Here is a 20023-nt window from a genome sequence, read left to right as displayed (position 1 = left end):
ATGTGAAGAGATTATAAAAGAAACAGGCGAAACATACCTACATCCATATGATGATGTAGAAGTAATGGCTGGCCAAGGGACAATTGGGTTAGATATTCTGGATGATATGTGGGATGTTGATACTGTTATTGTACCTATTGGTGGAGGAGGAATTATTTCAGGGATTGCTGTAGCACTGAAATCATTTAATCCCTCCATTAATATTATTGGAGTTCAAGCTGAAAACGTACACGGTATGAAAGCTTCTTATGATGCTGGAGAAATTGTATCACATTATAAAGCTCCAACAATAGCGGATGGTTGTGCAGTTAAAATACCTGGAAATTTAACCTTTGAAATTGTAAAAAACCTAGTAGATGAAATTGTAACTGTATCGGAAGAAGAATTAGAAGTAGCGATGAAAGACTTATTGCAACGCGGAAAGGCTGTCGTAGAAGGAGCAGGAGCGTTAGCCACAGCCGCTCTTCTTGCAGGCAAGGTTGATAAATATGTACAGGGTAAAAAAGTAGTAGCGGTTATTTCAGGTGGCAATGTGGATTTAAAACGTATTTCAAGTGTATGTGAGCATTTCTTTATTGCCAATGAAGTAAAATAATGATTGAGGAATGTATATAATAAGTTGATATTGCTAAAAAAGAGCTAGGATGAAACATCTTAGTTCTTTTTTGTAATATCAGGATACTCTTATACAAGGGGTACAGCCAAATGCCCATCAAGCTAAAAATGGATTTTCTATGAAATTCCATTTTTTTAGTTATGCCACTATTATCGTTTCTGTTTCATTATCAGATAAGCTCAAATTTCTTTCTCATCTTAAAGTGGAACAAATGTATTACTTAAATTGTCTATTTAGTACACTTTTTAAATATGAATATATTTAAAAAGTGGCTTCAATAATTTTAAGTAAATCAACAGGAGAATTGAAAGGCAGGAGAAAGTAGCATGTCAGAAAATTATCGTTCTCGAGAGGAGCGACGACAAGTTAAAAAGAAAAAACAGCCTGCTGCTAAGAAACAAAAAGCAAAAGGTAAAACATCGTTTTTTCGTAAGTTTTTAGTTAGTTGTTTATTACTTGGTATTGTGGGGTTAGTCGCAGGGGTTACTACCTTTTTCGTTATGATCAAAGATGCTCCAAAACTTGAGAAAGCAAAACTTGTTAATCCGTTATCCTCAAAAATTTATGATAAAGATGGTAAATTGATATATGAATATGGAAAAGAAAAACGAACGAATATTATGTATGATCAGATTCCTAAGTTAGTAGAAAATGCGTTTTTAGCAACAGAAGATGCACGTTTTTACGAGCACAGTGGCGTAGACTATAAAGGTACTGCACGTGCAGCCTTAGTCAGCCTAAAAGGGGATTACGGCTCTCAAGGTGGAAGTACGATTACACAACAAGTTATAAAAAATTACTTCTTATCAATGGAAAAAACGTCAAAGAGAAAGGCGCAAGAAATATATTTAGCATATAAACTAGAACAACAGTATTCAAAACATGAAATTTTAGAAATGTATTTAAATAAAGTTTACTTAGGTAACCGTTCATACGGAATCGCAACTGCAGTCCAAAATTACTATGGTAAGGAATTAAAAGATTTAACACTACCAGAAGTTGCAATGCTTGCTGGTTTAATGAAAGCTCCTAATAATTATGATCCAACGAAAGAACAAAATATCAAAAAAGTAACAGAAAGAAGAAATGTTGTACTTAAATTAATGAATCGACATGGTTATATTACAAAAAAAGAAATGGAAGAAGCATCAAAAGTTCCAGTAACAGAAGGACTTAAGAAAGCAACTGAACAAAAAGAAATGCCCTATCCAGCTTTTATGGATGCGGTTGTGAAAGAAGTTGAAAAAGAGTTGCCAGATGTTAATATTGGATCTGACGGTTTAGAAATTTATACAACATTAGATCCAAAGGCACAGGATTTTGCGGACAAGCTTCTAAATAAAGATATTATTAATTATCCAAATGAGAAATTCCAAGGGGCTTTCACATTTATGGATACGAAAACAGGAGAAGTACGTGCAATTGGTAGTGGGCGTGGTGAAAATAAAGCTGTTTTTAAAGGACATAATATTGCAATTGAATTAAATCGCTCAGCAGGTTCAACGATGAAACCAATTTTTGATTACGCTCCTGCAATTGAATATTTAAAATGGGCTACTTACCATCAAATTGATGATTCTCCATTTAAGTACTCAACGGGACAAGAAGTTAGAAATGCTGATAGAAAGCATTTAGGACTAATTACAATGCGTGATGCATTGAAGACGTCGCGAAATATCCCGGCAATAAAAACTGCAAAAGAAGTAGGAATTAATAGATCAAAAGGTTTCTCTGAAAAGCTAGGTATTACATTTAATGTAGCACCGACCGAATCAACAGCGATTGGTACAAATGAAGCGTCACCGACTGAAATTGCAGGTGCTTATGCGGCATTTGGTAATGATGGTAAGTATACGAGGCCACATTTTGTTAAGAAAGTCATTTATTCAGATGGTAAATCAAAAAGCTTTGAGCAAAAGTCAAAACGAGTTATGAAGGATTCTACAGCATATATGATTACTGATATGCTTCGTACTTTTGTTTCATCTGGATTAGGTACAACAGCTAATATAAGTTCTTTAGATATAGCGGGTAAAACAGGTACAACAAACTATTCTTTAGAACAAATAGCACAATATAATCTACCAGAAAGTGCAACTCGTGATAGTTGGTTTGCTGGTTATACACCACAATATACGATGGCAGTATGGACCGGATATACAAAGGATAGTAAAGATGATTATATTAGTAGTAAAAATACGAAAATAGCTCAATTGATTTTTAAAGAAATGATGAGTAAGTTTGCTACAGATAAGTCACAATTTAAAATGCCGAACAGTGTAGTTCAAGAAGGTAGCGAATTACGTATTAAAGGTGAGAAGCGTGATTCTTCTCCAAATACGAAAATAGAAAATACGACTGAACAGCCGAGTGAAAATAAGCAAAAAGAAAAGCAAAAGAAACAAGAAGAATTAAAAAAACTAGAAGAGAAAAAGCAAAGTGAACCAAAAAGTGGTAGTGACCAAGGAAATACAACACCACCAAACAATGGTAATGGCCAAGGAAATACAACGCCGCCAAAAAGTGGTAGTGACCGGGGAAATACAACACCACCAAACAATGGTAATGGCCAAGGAAATACAACGCCGCCAAAAAGTGGTAGTGACCAAGGGAATACAACGCCGCCAAAAAGTGGTAGTGACCAGGGAGATACAACACCACCAAACAATGGTAATAGCCAAGGAAATACAACGCCGCCAAAAAGTGGTAGTGACCAGGGAAAAACAACACCACCAAACAATGGGGATGACCATGGTACGCCACCGCCACCAAGTGATGATGGGAATATAGGAGAGGATCCAGCTAATAATGAATAATAAATAATCATATAATCAAAAAAACGCTATTCTCTTTGTAGAAAAATACAGAAAGGATGGCGTTTTTTATGACACTATCGATTCAATATGAGTTTCATTTATTCGCTAAAGAACTCCAGCGATATCTATCTCCAAGTATCCTTCAACAGCTCGCACAGGAGAAGAGTTTCGTAAAACGTAAAAGTAAGTATGAAACAAGAGATTTGGCCGATTTATGCATTTGGATTAGTTAACACGTAGCATTTCTTCGAGAAATCTTTATTTCTCTTCTCACACAAAAACTCTGTTCAAATCACTCACTTTCTGCATATATAATCTCTACTTTCAATCGTATACGTATTCTAGATGCAAGAGTGTTTCAACTACCTGGTCAATTCGCCACCGACTATCAAGGCTTAGGTGGGAGTAGTAATAAGGCAGACATGAAAATTCAATTGGAATATGATTTATTTAGCGGTCAATTCATTAACGTGCAGCTTGGACCAGGAAAGAATAATGATAAAACATATGGTACCATCTGTCTTGAAACCATAGAAGCAGGCGATTTGTGTTTACGTGATCTCGGTTACTTCGATTTAGTAGACTTACAAACCATTCAGGATAAAAAGGTTTACTATATCTCACGGTTGAAGTTGAATACACACATTTATATCAAGAACTCTGACCCAGAATACTTCAATAATGGTACGTTAAAAAAGTAAACAGAATACATCCAGCTTGATATGACACAAATGATGTAGGATCTTATCCCTGGTGAAACGATAGAAATCCACGAGGCATACATTGGCCAAAATCAGAAGCTTCCAGCATGTGTCATTATCCATCATTTAACCGATGATCAAACGCAAACACGCCTGAAAAACCAAGCGATACGTGAAAAGAAAAAAGGCATTGTCATAAAGGATAAAAGTAAACGTTTAATAGGCATGTGGCGGTACCCCTACAATTAAATTTAAGAAGATATTGCAAGGTTAATAATTTATCTACAATGAGTTATTAATGTGGATTTAGCTCATTTTTTACATGTAGCGGGTTATTTTTTGATTGTTGTCGTACTTCGATTTGAATTACAGTGAGTTGCATTCATCCAAAAAACACCCCTGATTTCCTATAAATAATGGAGGTCATCAGCGGTGTTTATCGGTGTATAAAACTTCAACATTATTAATAAGTCTTCTTTTAAAATATAAATGGTTAAACATATGAAAAAACTTCGATTGTTATTTCATCTTTTATTTTTGAAATACAGGCGCTATTTTATCAATGCGGTTTGTCCAAATTCCACCTGTATAATCGTCAGGAAGACGTTTTATATCTTCAAGCGAGTCAAATCCACTTGAAAATCCAAATCCATTTCCTCCTACAACGATAACTCGAGTATCAGCTTTATCCATTCGATTAAGAAAACGATTTGGCCATCCCCAAAGCCAAGGAGCTACTTTGTCTGGTATATGTAACTCCCCATGCTTCAGGCTTGAAGGCATGTAACCAGTCCATCCTAACGCCATATAAGTAAGAAGATCCTTTTTCATGGTCGCTTTAGACATTAATCGTAAACTAGGGATGCGCTCTTTTATCGCAGCAATTGGTTTATCGCCACCATATACAGTTAGTTGCTCAAGACGTTTTGCTGGTAGTTTCTTAAGGTAAGCAGCCAATTGGATTCCTTCATTTTCATCATCACTTTTAATATGAATAAGAAAAGAGCGATCTGAAAAATGGTTAAGTACTTCATCAAGTGTTGGCATAAGATTAATCCCTTGACCACGAAATGGGAATGTTTTACCCCCATCAGCTGTATAACCGTAACCAATATCAAGTGCTTGTAATTCTTTTGTTGTAAAATCTCTTGTAACACCTTTACCATTAGTACGGCAATCAAGAGTCCAGTCATGAAAAATAACAAAATTATTATCTTTAGTTGGTTGAACATCAAACTCTACTAGATCAGCCCCAGCTTTAAATGCTGCTTCCATAGATGGAATTGTATTTTCTAAATAAGGATATTCAGGTTTATTTATACGTTCAGCTGTACATGTATCACCCTCAATCCCTTCCATGCTAAATGTTTGCGAAAGCCCTCGGTGAGCAAGAAGAAGAGGAGTCCCATCGGCCCTCTCAGCAAAAAAAGAACTGTTATTTACATAAACAAATGCGAATAGGATAAGAATTATCCAAGTCGTTTTACGTTTTAGTAACCTTTTTATTTTATTCATTGTATGCCCCTCTTAAATATTAGTTGAAATGATTTAAACAATGTTCGTTAATTAAATACTGGTAGATTTTACAACCTATCATATTTTATTGCAATGGATAGGATTGGTAATTGAAGGTTAGTACTTATATATCAATATAGCTCTTCAGCCAATAAAGATATTTCTTTTTTTATCCAGATTCATAAAAAGCAGTTCACATCCTTAAGTTGATGGATGTGTGGTGTGCTCCTATAGGTGCGTAAAGTACTCAAAACTATGAACGTTTCCGCAACATTCTCCTTTGCCTCTTTCGAATAAAATTTATGCCAAGATATAATAAAAGTATAACGATATAAGGGGCGTCTTTTATGAGAAAAGAGAAAAGACAAAGGCTAATTAAACAAGCGGTGAGAGAGCATGAAATAGATACACAAGAAAAGTTAGTAGAGCTGTTAGCAAAAAAGGGGGAAATTGTAACACAAGCTACTATTTCGCGAGATATTCGCGAATTAAATATAATAAAGACAGTTTCTTCAAACGGTTTAACTATATATAAAAACTTCACAGGAGATAATATACAAACTGATATGATGTTAAAGAAAAAGTTTGGAGAAGTTGTCGTAAAGATTGATTATATAAATCAATTAACCATTATTAAAACTTTACCGGGTAATGCACATGTTATAGGTGTGTTATTAGACTCTGTAGACTGGAAAGAAAAAGTAGGGTGTATTTGTGGGAATGATACATGTCTTGTAATTTCAAAATCACAATCAGATAGGGAGATTCTAGAAGAGAGATTAAAATTAATTATGTAGATAAAAAAACTACTAATACAGGATTTTATTAAAGAGTTTCGTTATTACTAAAGTCTTCGTAAATTGAAATAGTTAGCATTATATGAGTTTTACGTATTTAAGCAAATAAGGATAAGTTATGTATAGTGCAAGTACTTTGCTATCAGAATTTGTATCATTATAATAAATGAATGAATTATTCGGCCTGTTGATTTATAGAATTTCAGCAAAAAAGCATTATTCTATTTTCGATTGTCGCTCCCATAGCTAGTTTTAACTAATTTTATTGCGTTACAGAAATAAAGCAGCTTTTCCGGAGCCTTGGTAATAAATTAAACTTTTAATGGGGATACTTTACGGTATATTGAAATTAATTGTCTTCTTAGTTGCTGAAGATACTTAATATAGAAATGATGTTGGAGTATCGAGAAAAATAATTAATTCTAAATAAGAATTTTTAACGTAAGGTAGCTAAAATTTGAAAGTGAGTATAACTAATCGAAATTGCTAGTTATAAGAGAGGGTAAAAGTATCTTGTAAAGTAATGCATATAAAATAGAAAGATATAAGAGATAGGTGAAATTTATGAATACAAGACAAAAAGAAATTTTATTTCTACTATTATCTGAATCTAACGACTATTCATTAGTACAAGACCTTGCCGATAAGGTGAATTGCTCTGAAAAAACAATTCGTAATGACTTTAAAATAATTGAGGAGCATCTTGCGAATTATTCAAGTGCGATTCTTGTTAGAAAACCGGGATTAGGCGTGTACTTAGAGATTGAGGAATATGAAAAGGTGGACTTGTTTAATAAACTTTATTGTATTAATAATCGCACAAAGTATGAATCAGATGAAGAAAGGATTCTACAAATTGCATACAACTTATTAATGAATGTAAAGGCAGTTACTGCACAGGATATGGCATCCCAACATTTTGTAAGTCGAACGACTATAAAAAAAGATCTAGATAGAATTGAAAAATGGTTACATCAATTTGATTTAACCATTGTTTCAAAACAGCGAGTTGGACTTATTATTGATGGAAATGAAAAGAAAAAAAGAAGAGCATTGGCTAGATTATCAGATTTGATTCGTAATTCTGATCTTACGAATCAATTTATTAAAGAACAATTTCAATATCATGAGGTTGAATTTGTTACGAACGAATTGAAAGCGTTACAAAAACGAAATGCATTGTTTTTTACAGATGATACATTTGAAAGTTTATTAGTGCATACATTGCTCATGGTACGGAGAATGAAACTTAAACAACCTATTTTAAATGCTGAAAAGGAAATTAAAATACTGAAAGAAACAAAAGAATATATATGGACATTGGAATTTTTAAAACAGTTGGAATGTGTTTTTTCAGTTCATTTTACAGAAGAAGAAGTTACGTATTTAACAGCTCATATTTTAGGTGGGAAAATCCGTTATCAAGATAAACCAATGCAGGATAGCACGCTTACTGAAAGTAATCCAATCCTTTCTATGGTTATTCAGCAATTAGTTAAACGTATGTCGCAGTTGTATGAAATTGATTTCAGTAAAGACAAAATTTTAATTGAAGGGTTAACGATTCATCTATATACCGCATTGAATCGCTTAAGCTATGATCTTTCTGTCTCTAATCCGATGTTACACGATATAAAGAGAATGTATCCCTATGTGTTTAATGTATTGATACAAGTATTAGAAGAGATAAACGAATCTCTAAATATATATATTCCAGAAGAAGAAGCGGCTTATCTTACTCTACACTTTGAAGCATCTGTTGAACGGTTAAATCACCAGGAAAAATCTAAAAATGTAATTATTGTTTGCCATATGGGCATTGGCATGTCGCAGTTGTTACGTACAAAAATTGAGCGTAAATTTCGTCATATCCATGTGATGGACTGTATTTCAAAAGCTGATTTAAAAAGTTATATAATGAAACATCGTGATGTGAATCTCGTTATTTCAACTACTAGTCTTTCAAGATTAGACATTCCTCATATAGTAGTATCCCCATTATTAGAGGGACCAGAAGAAAAGAAGCTAGGGAACTTTATACAAAATTATGATGAGCCAAGTTATAAAGAACAAAAAGACTTTGTTATGCTCAATTATACATCTCCATTTTTAGTGTTTTTACAACAAGATATACAACATCCATATGAGTTAATTGAAAAATTAGCATATGCTTTGCATAGTAAGGGTTATGTAGATAAAGAGTATGCAGAAAATGCAATTATAAGAGAAAAAATGTCAGCAACAACAATTGGGGGAGGAATTGCAATTCCTCATGGAAACCCGAAATTTATTCAAGAGTCAGTAATTGCAATCGCTACATTAAAAGAACCAGTTGATTGGGGAGCAGAGAAGGTATCACTTGTATTTATGCTAGCAGTTAAAAGTGATGGACAAGAGGTAACGAAACAATTGTTTCGGGAACTATCCTTTATAAGTGAGCAACCATCCTTTATTCAAAAACTTACGAAAGAAACAAACGTAATGAAATTTTTGTCCTTTTTACATACTTAACCGAAAAGTAGAGGCCCAAATAACTGTTATTTGCTTAGGTAAAAGATTTATTTTCCGGAAGTTACGGTAAAAAATGAAACTTTTGACGTTTTAATATTAATTTATAGTAAATGTAGGCGCTTAGTAAAAAGTGTGAGGAGGATTAAGAATGAAATTGTTAGCGGTTACATCATGTCCGAATGGGATTGCCCATACCTATATGGCAGCTGAAAATTTACAAAAAACAGCGGATAAATTAGGAGTCCAAATGAAAGTTGAAACCCAAGGTGGAATAGGGGTAGAAAATGAGTTAACTGAACAAGATATTCGCGAGGCGGACGGCATTATTATAGCTGCGGATAGAGTCGTAAATAAAGATAGATTTGTAGGGAAAAAATTGTTGGTTGTTGGAGTGCAGGATGGTATTCGTAAACCAGGAGAATTAATTGAGAAAGTAATCAGCGGGAATGTATCTATTTATCATTCACAGTCAAAAAAAGTAGAAAGTAACCAACAGGAAAAAAAGCAAAATCCGATATATCGTCATTTAATGAATGGTGTATCTTTTATGGTCCCATTTATCGTAGTTGGAGGATTATTAATTGCAATTGCGTTAACACTTGGGGGAGAAAAAACTCCTGGGGGGCTAGTGATTCCAGAGGGTTCTTTTTGGAAAACCATTGAACAAATTGGTGGTGCATCATTTACGTTCATGGTTCCAATACTTGCTGGATATATTGCATATAGTATAGCGGATAAACCTGGACTTGTTCCTGGAATGATTGGTGGATATATTGCAGCAACAGGAAGATTTTACGGAAGTGAAAGTGGTGCTGGTTTTCTCGGTGGAATTATCGCTGGTTTCTTAGCTGGTTACATAGCATTAGGAATCAAAAAATTAAAAGTTCCAAAAGCGATTCAACCAATTATGCCGATTATTATTATTCCGGTATTTACTTCCCTTATTGTAGGTTTAGCATTTGTATTTATTATTGGTGCCCCTGTCGCACAAGTTTTCGTATCATTAACAGCTTGGTTAGCAGGTATGCAAGGGTCAAGTTCAATTCTCTTAGCATTAATTTTAGGTGCAATGATTTCATTTGATATGGGTGGTCCAGTCAATAAAGTAGCATTCTTATTTGGTTCAGCAATGATTGGAGAAGGAAACTATGAAATTATGGGTCCAATTGCTGCAGCAATTTGTATACCACCAATTGGAATGGGACTGGCTACTTTCATAGGTAAGGGGAAATTTCAAGATTCAGAGAGAGAAATGGGTAAAGCATCATTTACAATGGGGCTATTTGGTATTACGGAAGGTGCGATTCCCTTTGCAGCACAAGATCCACTTCGGGTTATTCCAAGTATAATGGCTGGTTCGATGACGGGTGCTGTGATTGCGATGATTGGTCATGTAGGAGACAGAGTAGCACATGGTGGTCCAATTGTTGCTGTGTTAGGAGCAGTAGATAATGTATTTATGTTTTTTGTGGCTGTAATTGTAGGCTCTATTGTGACAGCTGTTGTAGTAAATGTATTGAAAAAAGACGTTTCAAAGTTAGAAAAACAAGAAAATGAACAAATAAAAGAAGTTTCAGCAACAATAGAAGTGCAACAACTGGAACAAGAAACTCAAGCAAGAGGCGAACAAGTAGATAAGGTAGAGATAAAAAAATTAACAGATATTACAAGTTTAGAATTAATTGAAACGGACTTAAAAGGGGAAACAAGAGATGACATCATTGATGAAATGATTCAAAAATTAAAGCATGTAGGTGCATTACATTCAGTGACAGAATTTAAACAGGCTATTATGAACCGTGAGCAAGAAAGTACTACAGGTATTGGCATAAACATTGCGATTCCACATGGGAAATCAGCTGCCGTAAGGAAACCGAGTGTGGTATTTGGAATTAAACAATCGGGCATAGATTGGAAAAGCCTTGATGGAACGGAAGCGAAGTTAATATTTATGATTGCGGTACCAAAAGGAAATGAAGGGAATGAACATTTAAAAATCCTTCAAATGCTTTCTCGAAAACTTATGGATGACAGTTTTAGAGAGCGGTTATTATCTGTTCGAACAAAAGCAGAAGCATACAAACTACTAGATGAAATAGCATAGAATGGGGGATTTAAATCATGACTGAACCATTATTTTTTGCACCTGTTTTTAAAGAAAGAATTTGGGGTGGAACACATTTAACTTCTTTTGGATATGAGATTCCATCAAATCAAACTGGAGAGTGTTGGGCTTTTGCTGCACATCAACATGGACAAAGTATTGTTAAGAACGGAAAGTATAAAGGGCTATCTTTGGGTGAATTGTGGGATAACCATCGAGATTTATTTGGAAATATGGAGGGGGAGCGTTTCCCTCTTCTTACAAAAATTTTGGATGCCAATCAAGATTTATCTGTTCAAGTTCATCCCAACGATGAGTATGCCAGCGTACATGAAAATGGAGAACTAGGAAAAACAGAATGCTGGTATGTAATCGATTCCATAAAAGACGCGGAAATTATTTATGGACATCATGCGAAAACAAAAGAAGAATTCATGGCTATGATTGAAAAGAAAGAGTGGAACCAACTGTTGCATCGCGTGAAGGTGAAACCTGGAGATTTCTTCTATGTGCCGAGTGGAACTGTTCATGCAATTGGTAAAGGGATTTTGATATTAGAAACGCAGCAAAACTCTGATACAACCTATAGATTGTATGATTATGATAGAAGAGATTCAGAAGGTAATTTACGGGATCTTCATCTTGAAAGCAGTATTGATGTAATAGAAACTCCATGTATTTCGAATCAGTTAACATTTAAAAATGAAAAAGTAGATGATTTGAGTATAACTAATTTTATTAAATGTCCGTATTTTTTAGTGGAAAAATGGGAGTTAGATGGATCAGCTAGTTTGGAACAACAAAAAGCCTTCCTTCTTGTTAGTGTAATACATGGTGAAGGTGAGTTAATTAAAGAAGGGGAGCACTATTTCTTTAAAAAAGGAGACCACTTTATAATACCTAATTACTTTGGAAGATACGATTTGGTAGGTAACTCTATATGTATTGTTTCAAGTAAATATTAAATTTAATAATTTTTATATACTTATTATTTAATTTAATATTTACAAACAAATTAACAAGTTCTTGATTTTGAGGAGCTGGTTAATTTGTTTGTAGAGTATTGGTCTTATAATCTTTTTATATTACCTGTAACATTTAGTATTCATTTTCTTGTTCTTTGTTACTTGAAACATAATCTTGCCAAAAGGGTAAAGTTATGGTTCAAATTGTGAAAGATGTATGCTACAACTCACATTTATAGAAAGACGTGAAAATAGTAATTAATTTTATAATGTAAGGGGTCTCGTCACACGTCTTTAAGTTGATGGATATGTGACGAGACCCCTTGACCATTAAGTTAAGTTCCTATAATAATCTAAAAACGAAAAATTTATCTCTCCACAGTCATTCTTCTTTTTTCAACGCTAATTAACTTTTAAAAATTATACTCAAAATTTTGGATGTTAAAAAAATTTAATGGCTCTTAATACTTCATAAAAGTTATTGTAAACTTTGTGAATGAATGTTTTTGGCTTTCTACTTTAATAAATCCATGATGAGCTTCGATAATTGATTTTGCTAGTGCTAAGCCAATTCCAATTGATCCTTCTTTTTTAGAATTTTTTGCCTTGTAAAATCTATCGAATATATATGGCAAATCTTCTGATGCAATACCTTCACCAAAATCTTGAATTATAATTTCAGTATGAATAGGAGAGTTTGTGACTTCAATATATATAGAACTATTATCATTTGAATGTTCAATGGAATTCTTTAAAATATTTAATAAAGCTTCTTGCATCCAAATACTGTCATGTAAAAGTGATATTTTTTCATTGGTTTTTAAATGTATGTTCATATTTTTTTTATCTAATTTACTGTTCAAACTAGCAATGACCTCATAAATTGTATCAATAATATCAGAGTTTTCTTTTTCAAATAGTATTGCCCTAGCATCTATTTTTGAAACTTTTAATAAATTCTGTATTAAAAAGCTGATTCTTGAAATTTGAACCTCATTATTGTGTAAAAAATGATATTGCTGTTCATTTAATTTATCTTGTAATAAGATATCGTTGTTCACTGTTAGTGTGGAGAGTGGTGTTTTTAGTTGATGAGAAATATCTTGTAAAGTTTGAATTAAAAATTGTTTCTCTTCCATTAAATTATGCATACTTTTTCTAATAACATTTTTCAGTTTATGAAAAGAATTAGCAAGTTTAGCTAGATCTCCTTCTCTATTTTCCTTGATATCAATTGTGTAATTACCTTCAATAATTTTATTCGCTGCAGCTGTTACATTTCTAATTTTTAAGAAAAAAGATTTATATTGTAAGTAATTTAGAAAAATTAGGATTAAACTGAACCCTATTGCTCCAAGGAACATGTTTATGTTGTTTTGGGATATATGTTTATTTAAATAAGGAAAAAGTCTTGAATCCAATTCAGCAGATAGACCATATTGATTTAATAGCATTTCTCCATCACTGGAATAATCTTTTTTATTCGCTGTATCATTTGTAAGTGCTTGTATAATTTCGTATTCATTTTCTGGGTTTTGTGCAACTAGTTTTCCGGTAATTTCACTCCAAATAGTAATATAATCATTTTTTAAATGGTCATATAGAATATGAACTGTGATAACTTGATATATAATAAATAAAAAAGAGATTAATGCTAATGTAAGTATATTAATTTTTATTTCTCTATTTATCATCAAATTACTCCTTACTGACGTCTTTATTCCAGAAATATCCGACACCTCTTTGTGTGATTATACAGTTAGGATTTTGTGGAGTATCCTCAATTTTACTTCTTAATCTTTTTACATAAACAGAAAGAGTATTTTCATCGAAAAACACTTCACTTTCATCTACTATTTTTTTCAATATCTCATTTCTTTTTAACACTTTATGAGGATTTAGCATTAACGTTAATAAGAGTTTGTATTCTAAATGTGTTAAATTTATACTTTTCTCATGCTTAAAAGCTCTGGCCGCTTCAACTTCAAGCTGTATATTTCCAGACCTCAATATAGTATTAGAAGCTGTTTTAATTTTTTTTCTTAATTGTACCTTTACTCTAGATAATAGCTCTTTTACCCTGAAGGGTTTTGTTATATAATCATCTCCACCAATTTCAAGGCCCATTACTACATTTGCCTCCTCATCTAGTGCGGTAAGAAAAATAATAGGTATATCACCTTTTCTTTTAAGATAGGTACATAAATCATACCCATTTCCATCTGGGAGTCCAACATCCAATATAGCTAAGTCAAATTGATTATTTTCGTATTGGTCTTTTGCATCTTGTACAGTAGAAACTCTTATAACCTCAAGTCCTTCTCCTTTTAGAGTAAACTCAATAGCCATTCCTAGATCGTTATCGTCTTCAACGAATAATACTTTATCCACAGTATCTCTCCTCATTTGTCTTTGATTATGACAGTTATTTTACACGTTGATTGGCTAATTTAAAATAGTTTAGTATGGAAATGAAATGGACTTTTAGAGGCTTTTCTGAGTATAAGCATAATACTCAAATCGGCTTGCAGCTTTTCAGCACATAATGAGATACAACAATTACTTAAAGCAGAATACTTACGTAATTCATGCATGCACTTGCTTATATTTTGAAAAACCTTGTAATAGTGTCTTGTTGAATTTGTACGTTTTTATAAAATCAGTAATGTTTTATTTAAGTTATCTTATACAAAAATGTTAAATGAAAATTGGATTCGCATTAATTATGTAAATGAATTTTAAAAAACACTTCATTGAGAATAAGAGCCGAATGGGAGCGGATTTTTGAGAATTTGAAAAGTATGTGTGTACTTAAATAAGTGTATAAAAGCCATTTAAGTGTACAACTTTAAAATATATCTTGAGCAGAGTTACGAGTATATAAAAAGTTAGATTTAGTAATCTTACTAAACTGTAAGATTAAAGTATATATAGTAAGACAAGAGTTATTCAATTAACAATTAAAGACGTCTATACTGAAGGTAATGATTCTTTATTAAGACTTGTAGCATTTTAGCCACTGTTTATATAAAGAAAAAACTACTGTTCTAATCCCAGATTAAACATAGTATATGAGGAGGAATAAAATGAAAAAGATAATAGGATTTCTAGTAGTAACAGCAATTTTTATAGGTATAGGGTTTGCTGTAAATAGGTATATAAATGGTCCCTCACAACCAGTAAACGGTATCATAGTATCTGGAACAAAAGAAAATATATCAGCTGTTAAAAATCTGTATAAAGATCAAAACGTACGAACAGCAGATTATAGTTATAAATTGGTCACAGAAATAATAAAACAAGAACTCACTACCGAACAGAAAGAAGATATTAAGAAATAATGGAAAGAAAAAGGAGAAAATATGACTGAAGAAGAGATAGACAAGGAACTTGATAAACCATCTGTTAGAAAGAAACAATATGTGGTTATTACAAAATCAACAGCTGAAAAATTCTTAAAAAAAGGAATTGTAAGAACACCCTTATCAAAAGAAGATAGTTCAATGACTTCAACCCCAGTAAAAGAAATAAAAGAATTAACGAGTGAAAAAAACTTATTTTATAGAAAAAATGCAGAAGATGAGGAAGTTAAGGATGGAAATTTAAATTTAAATGGACAAATGATACCTGTTCAACATATTGAACAAAATAATTGGATTGGCTATTTTTCATCACCGATAGTAATTGTTAATGAGGAAACATATAAACAATTAGAAGAAAAAGAAGTAAGCCTTTCTTTAATTCAGTTTGCAAAAGAAAATTTTGATTATAAAAATAAAAACAAGGTAAAAAAGGTGGTCGAATACGTTTCGAAAGTGTATGCAGTGAAAGACGAGAATGGTGAGTACGATAAGGATAAAATCTATTTTGTAGAGGTTCAAAATTAATCGGTGAAAAGGATGAGTTGTATGGAGGTTGTTAGATTAGAAAATGTAGTAAAAACATATGGAGAGGGAGAAACCCAAGTACAGGCGTTAAAAGGAATTAATCTTTCCATTCATAGGGGGGAATTCGTAACCATAGTTGGAGCATCAGGTTCTGGTAAAAGTACCTTATTGCATATTTTAGGAGGGCTGGATCGTCCGAGTTCGGGAAATGTGTTTATAGGTGATGAAAATATCTACAATTATAAAGATAATGAACTCTCTATTTTTCGCCGAAGAAAAGTTGGCTTTATATTTCAGTTTTTTAATTTAATTCCTGTCTTGAATGTACAAGAAAATATTGCTTTGCCAGCTCTATTGGACGAAGAACAGGTAGATGATCATTACCTGGATGAAATTATAAAAACCCTTGGGTTAAATGAAAGACGAGATCATTTGCCTTCTGAATTATCGGGTGGTCAACAACAAAGGGTATCTATTGGTAGATCTCTTATAAATAAACCCGATATTATCTTAGCGGATGAACCAACCGGAAATCTAGATACAAAAAATACAAAAGAAGTTCTGAATTTATTAAAAGTAACAGCTAAAAAATATAATCAGACGGTGATTTTAATTACCCATGACCCTGCTATCGCATCAAACTCTGATCGAATTATAACCATTACAGATGGCATGATTATTTCAGATAAACAATTAGTGCAAAATCAAGAAAAATGTGGAGGGGAGGAGTATTGATTCATAGTTACAAACAGTTAAGCCAAAAATATCTCAGAAGTAATATAAAACGTACTTTGCTAACATTAACAGGTATTATTCTAGCATTGGCGCTAATAACAACGATTGGACTGTTTTTTAATAGTGGATACACTTCGGGAATTGAAAATGCTAAAAAAGGTTCTATGGGTTCCGCAAATATTTCAGTTGAAAATTATAATCAAAAGCTTTTCAATATGATAAAAAGTAATCCAAATATATCTTCTTATGGCATTATAACTCCAGGAGAGGTGCTCCATATTCATGAGATAGCTGTCTCTTATATGTATGCAGATCATCAAGCATTGAAGCTGTTAAAGTCTAGTATTCCTGTACATGGTAAGCTACCTTCAAATGAAAACGAGGCTGTTTTGGAAAAATGGATGCTACCTTACTTCGGGCCCAATCTTAAATTAGGCGATATGTTTATTATTCATGAAAAGAAATATAAACTTGTTGGTGTGTTAAATAAGTCTAGTGGTACTCAGGAAAATAAAACAGGTCAATTATTAACATATAAAAATAAGTTTAAAGTTGGAGAAGGTAGCGTATTAATTGAATTGCATAAGTACGCAAACTTTGATGAAGTTGAAAATCAATTTAAATTATTGACGAATAAAGAAAATATAAGAGTGAATAACGAATTAAAGAGAGCCTTAAAGCCTAGTGTGGAGATAATGGTGGCAGCCGCTATTAGTATTGGGATTGTTGTGATTTCTACAATTGTTATTATTTACAATGCATTTCAAATTAGTATAGTAGAGCGAATGAAACAGTTTGGTTTATTGAGGAGTATAGTAGCTACAAAAAAACAAATCAGAAAAATTGTGATAAGAGAAGCAACATTTCTTTCTATTATTGCTATATTCTTTGGGATTTTGTGCAGTGTATTAGTAGTCTTTTTACTTAATCAAGTACTGATAAACGTACTTAAAAACTCTATGGGATATACAATTAAATTAGATTGGTTAATTATATGTGTAAGTTCTTTAATTACGTTGATAACTGTCTATATTTCAAGCTATTTTCCTGCTTTTTTTGCAGGTAGAATTTCACCGTTACTGGCCGTAAGTAGCCGATTAGCTATAAAAAAAGAAAAAATAAAGAAAAAAAAGAGAACAAAACTAAAGAAACCACTATCTTTTCCGTTAAGTATGGCATTAAAAAATATCCAAAGGAATCCAAATAGATATACAGTTACAATCTTGTCTATTATTATAAGTAGTGTACTGTATATCACGTTTACGTTTCTCATAGATACTGTCATTCAGCGTAAACAACCGGAAATTCAAGCTCTAAAATCGGATATATCAGTTACGGTTAATTCAAATTTAGACAAGACTAGCATAGATCATATGAGTCGAAATATTTATAAAGTTAATAACGTAGAAAAGCTGTACAAGCAATATCAGGCAAATGATTTTTATACGAAAGTACCAAAAAATAAACAAATTAAAGAATTACAAGGAAATGAATCGCTGTATCAAAAAGTAAAATATAATAATCAAACTGTAGAAATTGTGAAAACACAAATAAAAGCATACGATGAGAATAGTTTAAAGAAACTAGCTGAAAATGTAACTAGTGGAAGAATTGATATTTCAAAATTAAATCGTGAAAAAGAGGTTATTTTAGTAAAACAAGCTGCATCAAATGATATGAATACAAGTAAAAAATATATAGGTTCTCTAAGCACTTTTCAGGTAGGGGATGAAATCCAAATAACAAGTCAGCAGGAAAGAAAATCTACAGAGGAAATCTCCTACAATGAAGAAAAACTAGAAACTTTAAAAATAGCTGCAATTGTAGAATTGGATATTTTTAATATGAGCAGAGTGATGGATACCATAACTTTTATTACTAGTGAACAAATAGCCGAATATATTACACCATCTCCACAAAAATTAACAAGTTTTGAAATTGATTTAGAGAATCAATCTCAGGCTGATGCTACAATTTTAGATATACAAAAGAAACTCGGTGGAGATGCATCTATAGATGTAAAAAATAATATCGTTCAAAGTAATTTCCATACAGATAATATAATTTATATAAAAATATTAGGGTACGGATTTATAGCTGTTATTACACTGATTGGTTGTGTGAATATTTTAAATACCATTACAGTCAGCATCATTATGAGAAGAAAAGAATTAGCTGCTTTAAAATCGATTGGTATGTCGCAAAAGGATTTGAAAAAGATGATTACTTATGAAGGGCTCCTGTACGGTCTCTTTGGAAGTATACAAGGAATCTTTTTCGGCTGTATGCTTTCATATATTCTTTATGTAGCACTTTCGAATATGGTGTCTTTTGAATGGATTATTCCTTATCAATCTATCTTTATCACATTTATAACTGCACTGTTGATTAGTTATGTAGCGGTACTAATACCACTTCGGAAAATTCAAAAGGATAATGTTATAGATGTAATTAGAGAAGAATAACAGCAGTCATAACAATATGTTATTCGTGAAATACAATGCCTGCAATTCTTGTAGAACTTGCCGTCATTGATAATAAAGAGGAAAATGAAAAGTTAGGTTCAGAATATTGGAGACAGCGTTTGCCTGAAGCGACTTATTCAGGAATATTAGTTTATTATGATTGGCAAGGCATTAATGTCTTATCTTATCGATTATAATATTAGATTACCTGTAATTTTTAGAGTGAAATATAAAGGGATTGTAAAAGAAGGTTATACAAAGTTAAAGCTTTATCAAGAGAAAGTAATTTCTTCTCTTGGTAAGCTTTTTTTAATGAGATAAAGGATAGTTTTGAAATGTATAAAATAGAAAAAGCTTCAGTAAAAGATAAAGAATAGTTAAATGAAAAGAATTAGAACTAAATGAAAGGTGAAAGTGGACACTTGTTAATGATAGTAGGATCACCACATGTCTATCAAGCTAATATTTTAAGGTGTCTCCAAAATAAAAATTTTCTTCTTTTTGAGGAACTACCAAATTCTTAAGTTGATAGATGTGGGTTAACACCAACAAAACGTGAATTTCGTACGCTAAGAAAAATTTTATAAAGAAAAAGCCGATCTCCTCGTATGTTAAGGAATTAACTTTTTAGAGAGTATCTATTTGATACATATTCTTTGTGATTAACTTTAAAAAGCTAATCTATAATTTTTAAAAATGAAGAGATATATAAGAGCTATCGAAACAGCTCTTAAGATTAACATGTTACAGTTTTTTATTATGTAATGAGGTTATCTAATTATCTCCATCCTCTTTGTTATATAATTCATCTTGAATCGAGAGATTCATAAGAAAACATCATCCTTTCTAATTTAGCTTGTTTTGAAAGGATAACGTTTTTTGACATTTGGGGATATTAAAATCTCCTGAGT

11 protein-coding genes and 3 pseudogenes are annotated in these 20023 nt (G+C 32.2%); 11 read left to right on the top strand and 3 right to left on the bottom strand.

What is annotated here, in order from left to right; genetic code table 11:
- The 3 genes and pseudogenes from ASE54_RS16505 to ASE54_RS16495 all read left to right on the top strand — a co-directional run.
- The coding region (locus ASE54_RS16505) for a pyridoxal-phosphate dependent enzyme (protein WP_157449594.1) at positions 1 to 595 on the top strand (595 nt) is incomplete at its 5' end.
- Positions 596 to 942: 347 nt separating this feature from the next.
- Positions 943 to 3432, top strand: a complete 2490-nt coding sequence (locus ASE54_RS16500) for a PBP1A family penicillin-binding protein (RefSeq protein WP_001293931.1) — start codon at positions 943 to 945, stop codon at positions 3430 to 3432.
- A gap of 68 nt (positions 3433 to 3500) precedes the next feature.
- Positions 3501 to 4361: pseudogene (locus tag ASE54_RS16495) on the top strand (IS4 family transposase); the annotation flags it as partial.
- A gap of 303 nt (positions 4362 to 4664) precedes the next feature.
- Here ASE54_RS16495 and ASE54_RS16490 read toward each other — a convergent pair.
- Positions 4665 to 5648, bottom strand: coding sequence for a glycerophosphodiester phosphodiesterase family protein (locus tag ASE54_RS16490; RefSeq protein WP_001033628.1), 984 nt, complete (start codon positions 5646 to 5648; stop codon positions 4665 to 4667).
- 347 nt (positions 5649 to 5995) lie between these two features.
- Between ASE54_RS16490 and ASE54_RS16485 the strand changes: the two genes are divergently transcribed.
- From ASE54_RS16485 to manA, 4 genes are all read left to right on the top strand, one after another.
- On the top strand, positions 5996 to 6445 hold the full coding sequence (locus tag ASE54_RS16485) for an ArgR family transcriptional regulator (RefSeq protein ID WP_001224400.1): 450 nt from the start codon (positions 5996 to 5998) through the stop codon (positions 6443 to 6445).
- Between the two features lie 564 nt (positions 6446 to 7009).
- Positions 7010 to 8956 carry a BglG family transcription antiterminator gene (locus ASE54_RS16480; protein WP_001097425.1) on the top strand — a complete coding sequence of 649 codons (1947 nt, stop codon included), beginning with the start codon at positions 7010 to 7012 and terminating at the stop codon, positions 8954 to 8956.
- Between the two features lie 148 nt (positions 8957 to 9104).
- Complete coding sequence (locus ASE54_RS16475) at positions 9105 to 11060, top strand: PTS fructose transporter subunit IIABC (protein WP_000770306.1); 1956 nt, start codon at positions 9105 to 9107, stop codon at positions 11058 to 11060.
- A 17-nt stretch (positions 11061 to 11077) separates the two neighbouring features.
- Complete coding sequence (gene manA / locus ASE54_RS16470) at positions 11078 to 12025, top strand: mannose-6-phosphate isomerase, class I (protein ID WP_000138688.1); 948 nt, start codon at positions 11078 to 11080, stop codon at positions 12023 to 12025.
- A gap of 461 nt (positions 12026 to 12486) precedes the next feature.
- Here the strand turns inward: manA and ASE54_RS16465 are convergent, their stop codons facing one another.
- A complete protein-coding gene (locus tag ASE54_RS16465) occupies positions 12487 to 13719 on the bottom strand; it encodes a HAMP domain-containing sensor histidine kinase (RefSeq protein WP_000610358.1) in 1233 nt (410 codons plus the stop codon).
- 4 nt (positions 13720 to 13723) lie between these two features.
- Complete coding sequence (locus tag ASE54_RS16460; protein ID WP_000362061.1) at positions 13724 to 14416, bottom strand: response regulator transcription factor; 693 nt, start codon at positions 14414 to 14416, stop codon at positions 13724 to 13726.
- A gap of 695 nt (positions 14417 to 15111) precedes the next feature.
- Here ASE54_RS16460 and ASE54_RS16455 point away from each other — a divergent pair.
- The 4 genes and pseudogenes from ASE54_RS16455 to ASE54_RS34540 form a co-directional block, all read left to right on the top strand.
- A pseudogene (locus ASE54_RS16455) lies at positions 15112 to 15912 on the top strand (lipoprotein BA_5634 family protein).
- 21 nt (positions 15913 to 15933) lie between these two features.
- Positions 15934 to 16647, top strand: coding sequence for an ABC transporter ATP-binding protein (locus ASE54_RS16450; RefSeq protein ID WP_000454406.1), 714 nt, complete (start codon positions 15934 to 15936; stop codon positions 16645 to 16647).
- The gene (locus ASE54_RS16445; protein WP_000581945.1) at positions 16644 to 19112 is read left to right on the top strand and encodes an ABC transporter permease; all 2469 of its coding nucleotides are present in this window, start codon (positions 16644 to 16646) and stop codon (positions 19110 to 19112) included. Before ASE54_RS16450 ends, ASE54_RS16445 begins: the two co-directional genes overlap by 4 nt.
- 29 nt (positions 19113 to 19141) lie before the next feature.
- Positions 19142 to 19309, top strand: a pseudogene (locus tag ASE54_RS34540) (N-acetylmuramoyl-L-alanine amidase); the annotation flags it as partial.
- Positions 19310 to 20023: the final 714 nt, after the last annotated feature.

The organism is Bacillus sp. Root131 (assembly GCF_001429475.1).
GTDB classification, from domain to species: Bacteria; Bacillota; Bacilli; order Bacillales; family Bacillaceae_G; genus Bacillus_A; species Bacillus_A thuringiensis_S.
This window is presented reverse-complemented; position numbering and strand designations above follow the sequence as displayed.

What these genes read in the sequence shown, in the direction of transcription:
- ASE54_RS16500 (WP_001293931.1), top strand. Translation starts at nt 943, where the DNA reads ATGTCAGAAAATTATCGTTCTCGAGAGGAGCGACGACAAGTTAAAAAG.
- ASE54_RS16490 (WP_001033628.1), bottom strand. Translation starts at nt 5,648, where the DNA reads ATGAATAAAATAAAAAGGTTACTAAAACGTAAAACGACTTGGATAATT.
- ASE54_RS16485 (WP_001224400.1), top strand. Translation starts at nt 5,996, where the DNA reads ATGAGAAAAGAGAAAAGACAAAGGCTAATTAAACAAGCGGTGAGAGAG.
- ASE54_RS16480 (WP_001097425.1), top strand. Translation starts at nt 7,010, where the DNA reads ATGAATACAAGACAAAAAGAAATTTTATTTCTACTATTATCTGAATCT.
- ASE54_RS16475 (WP_000770306.1), top strand. Translation starts at nt 9,105, where the DNA reads ATGAAATTGTTAGCGGTTACATCATGTCCGAATGGGATTGCCCATACC.
- manA (WP_000138688.1), top strand. Translation starts at nt 11,078, where the DNA reads ATGACTGAACCATTATTTTTTGCACCTGTTTTTAAAGAAAGAATTTGG.
- ASE54_RS16465 (WP_000610358.1), bottom strand. Translation starts at nt 13,719, where the DNA reads ATGATAAATAGAGAAATAAAAATTAATATACTTACATTAGCATTAATC.
- ASE54_RS16450 (WP_000454406.1), top strand. Translation starts at nt 15,934, where the DNA reads ATGGAGGTTGTTAGATTAGAAAATGTAGTAAAAACATATGGAGAGGGA.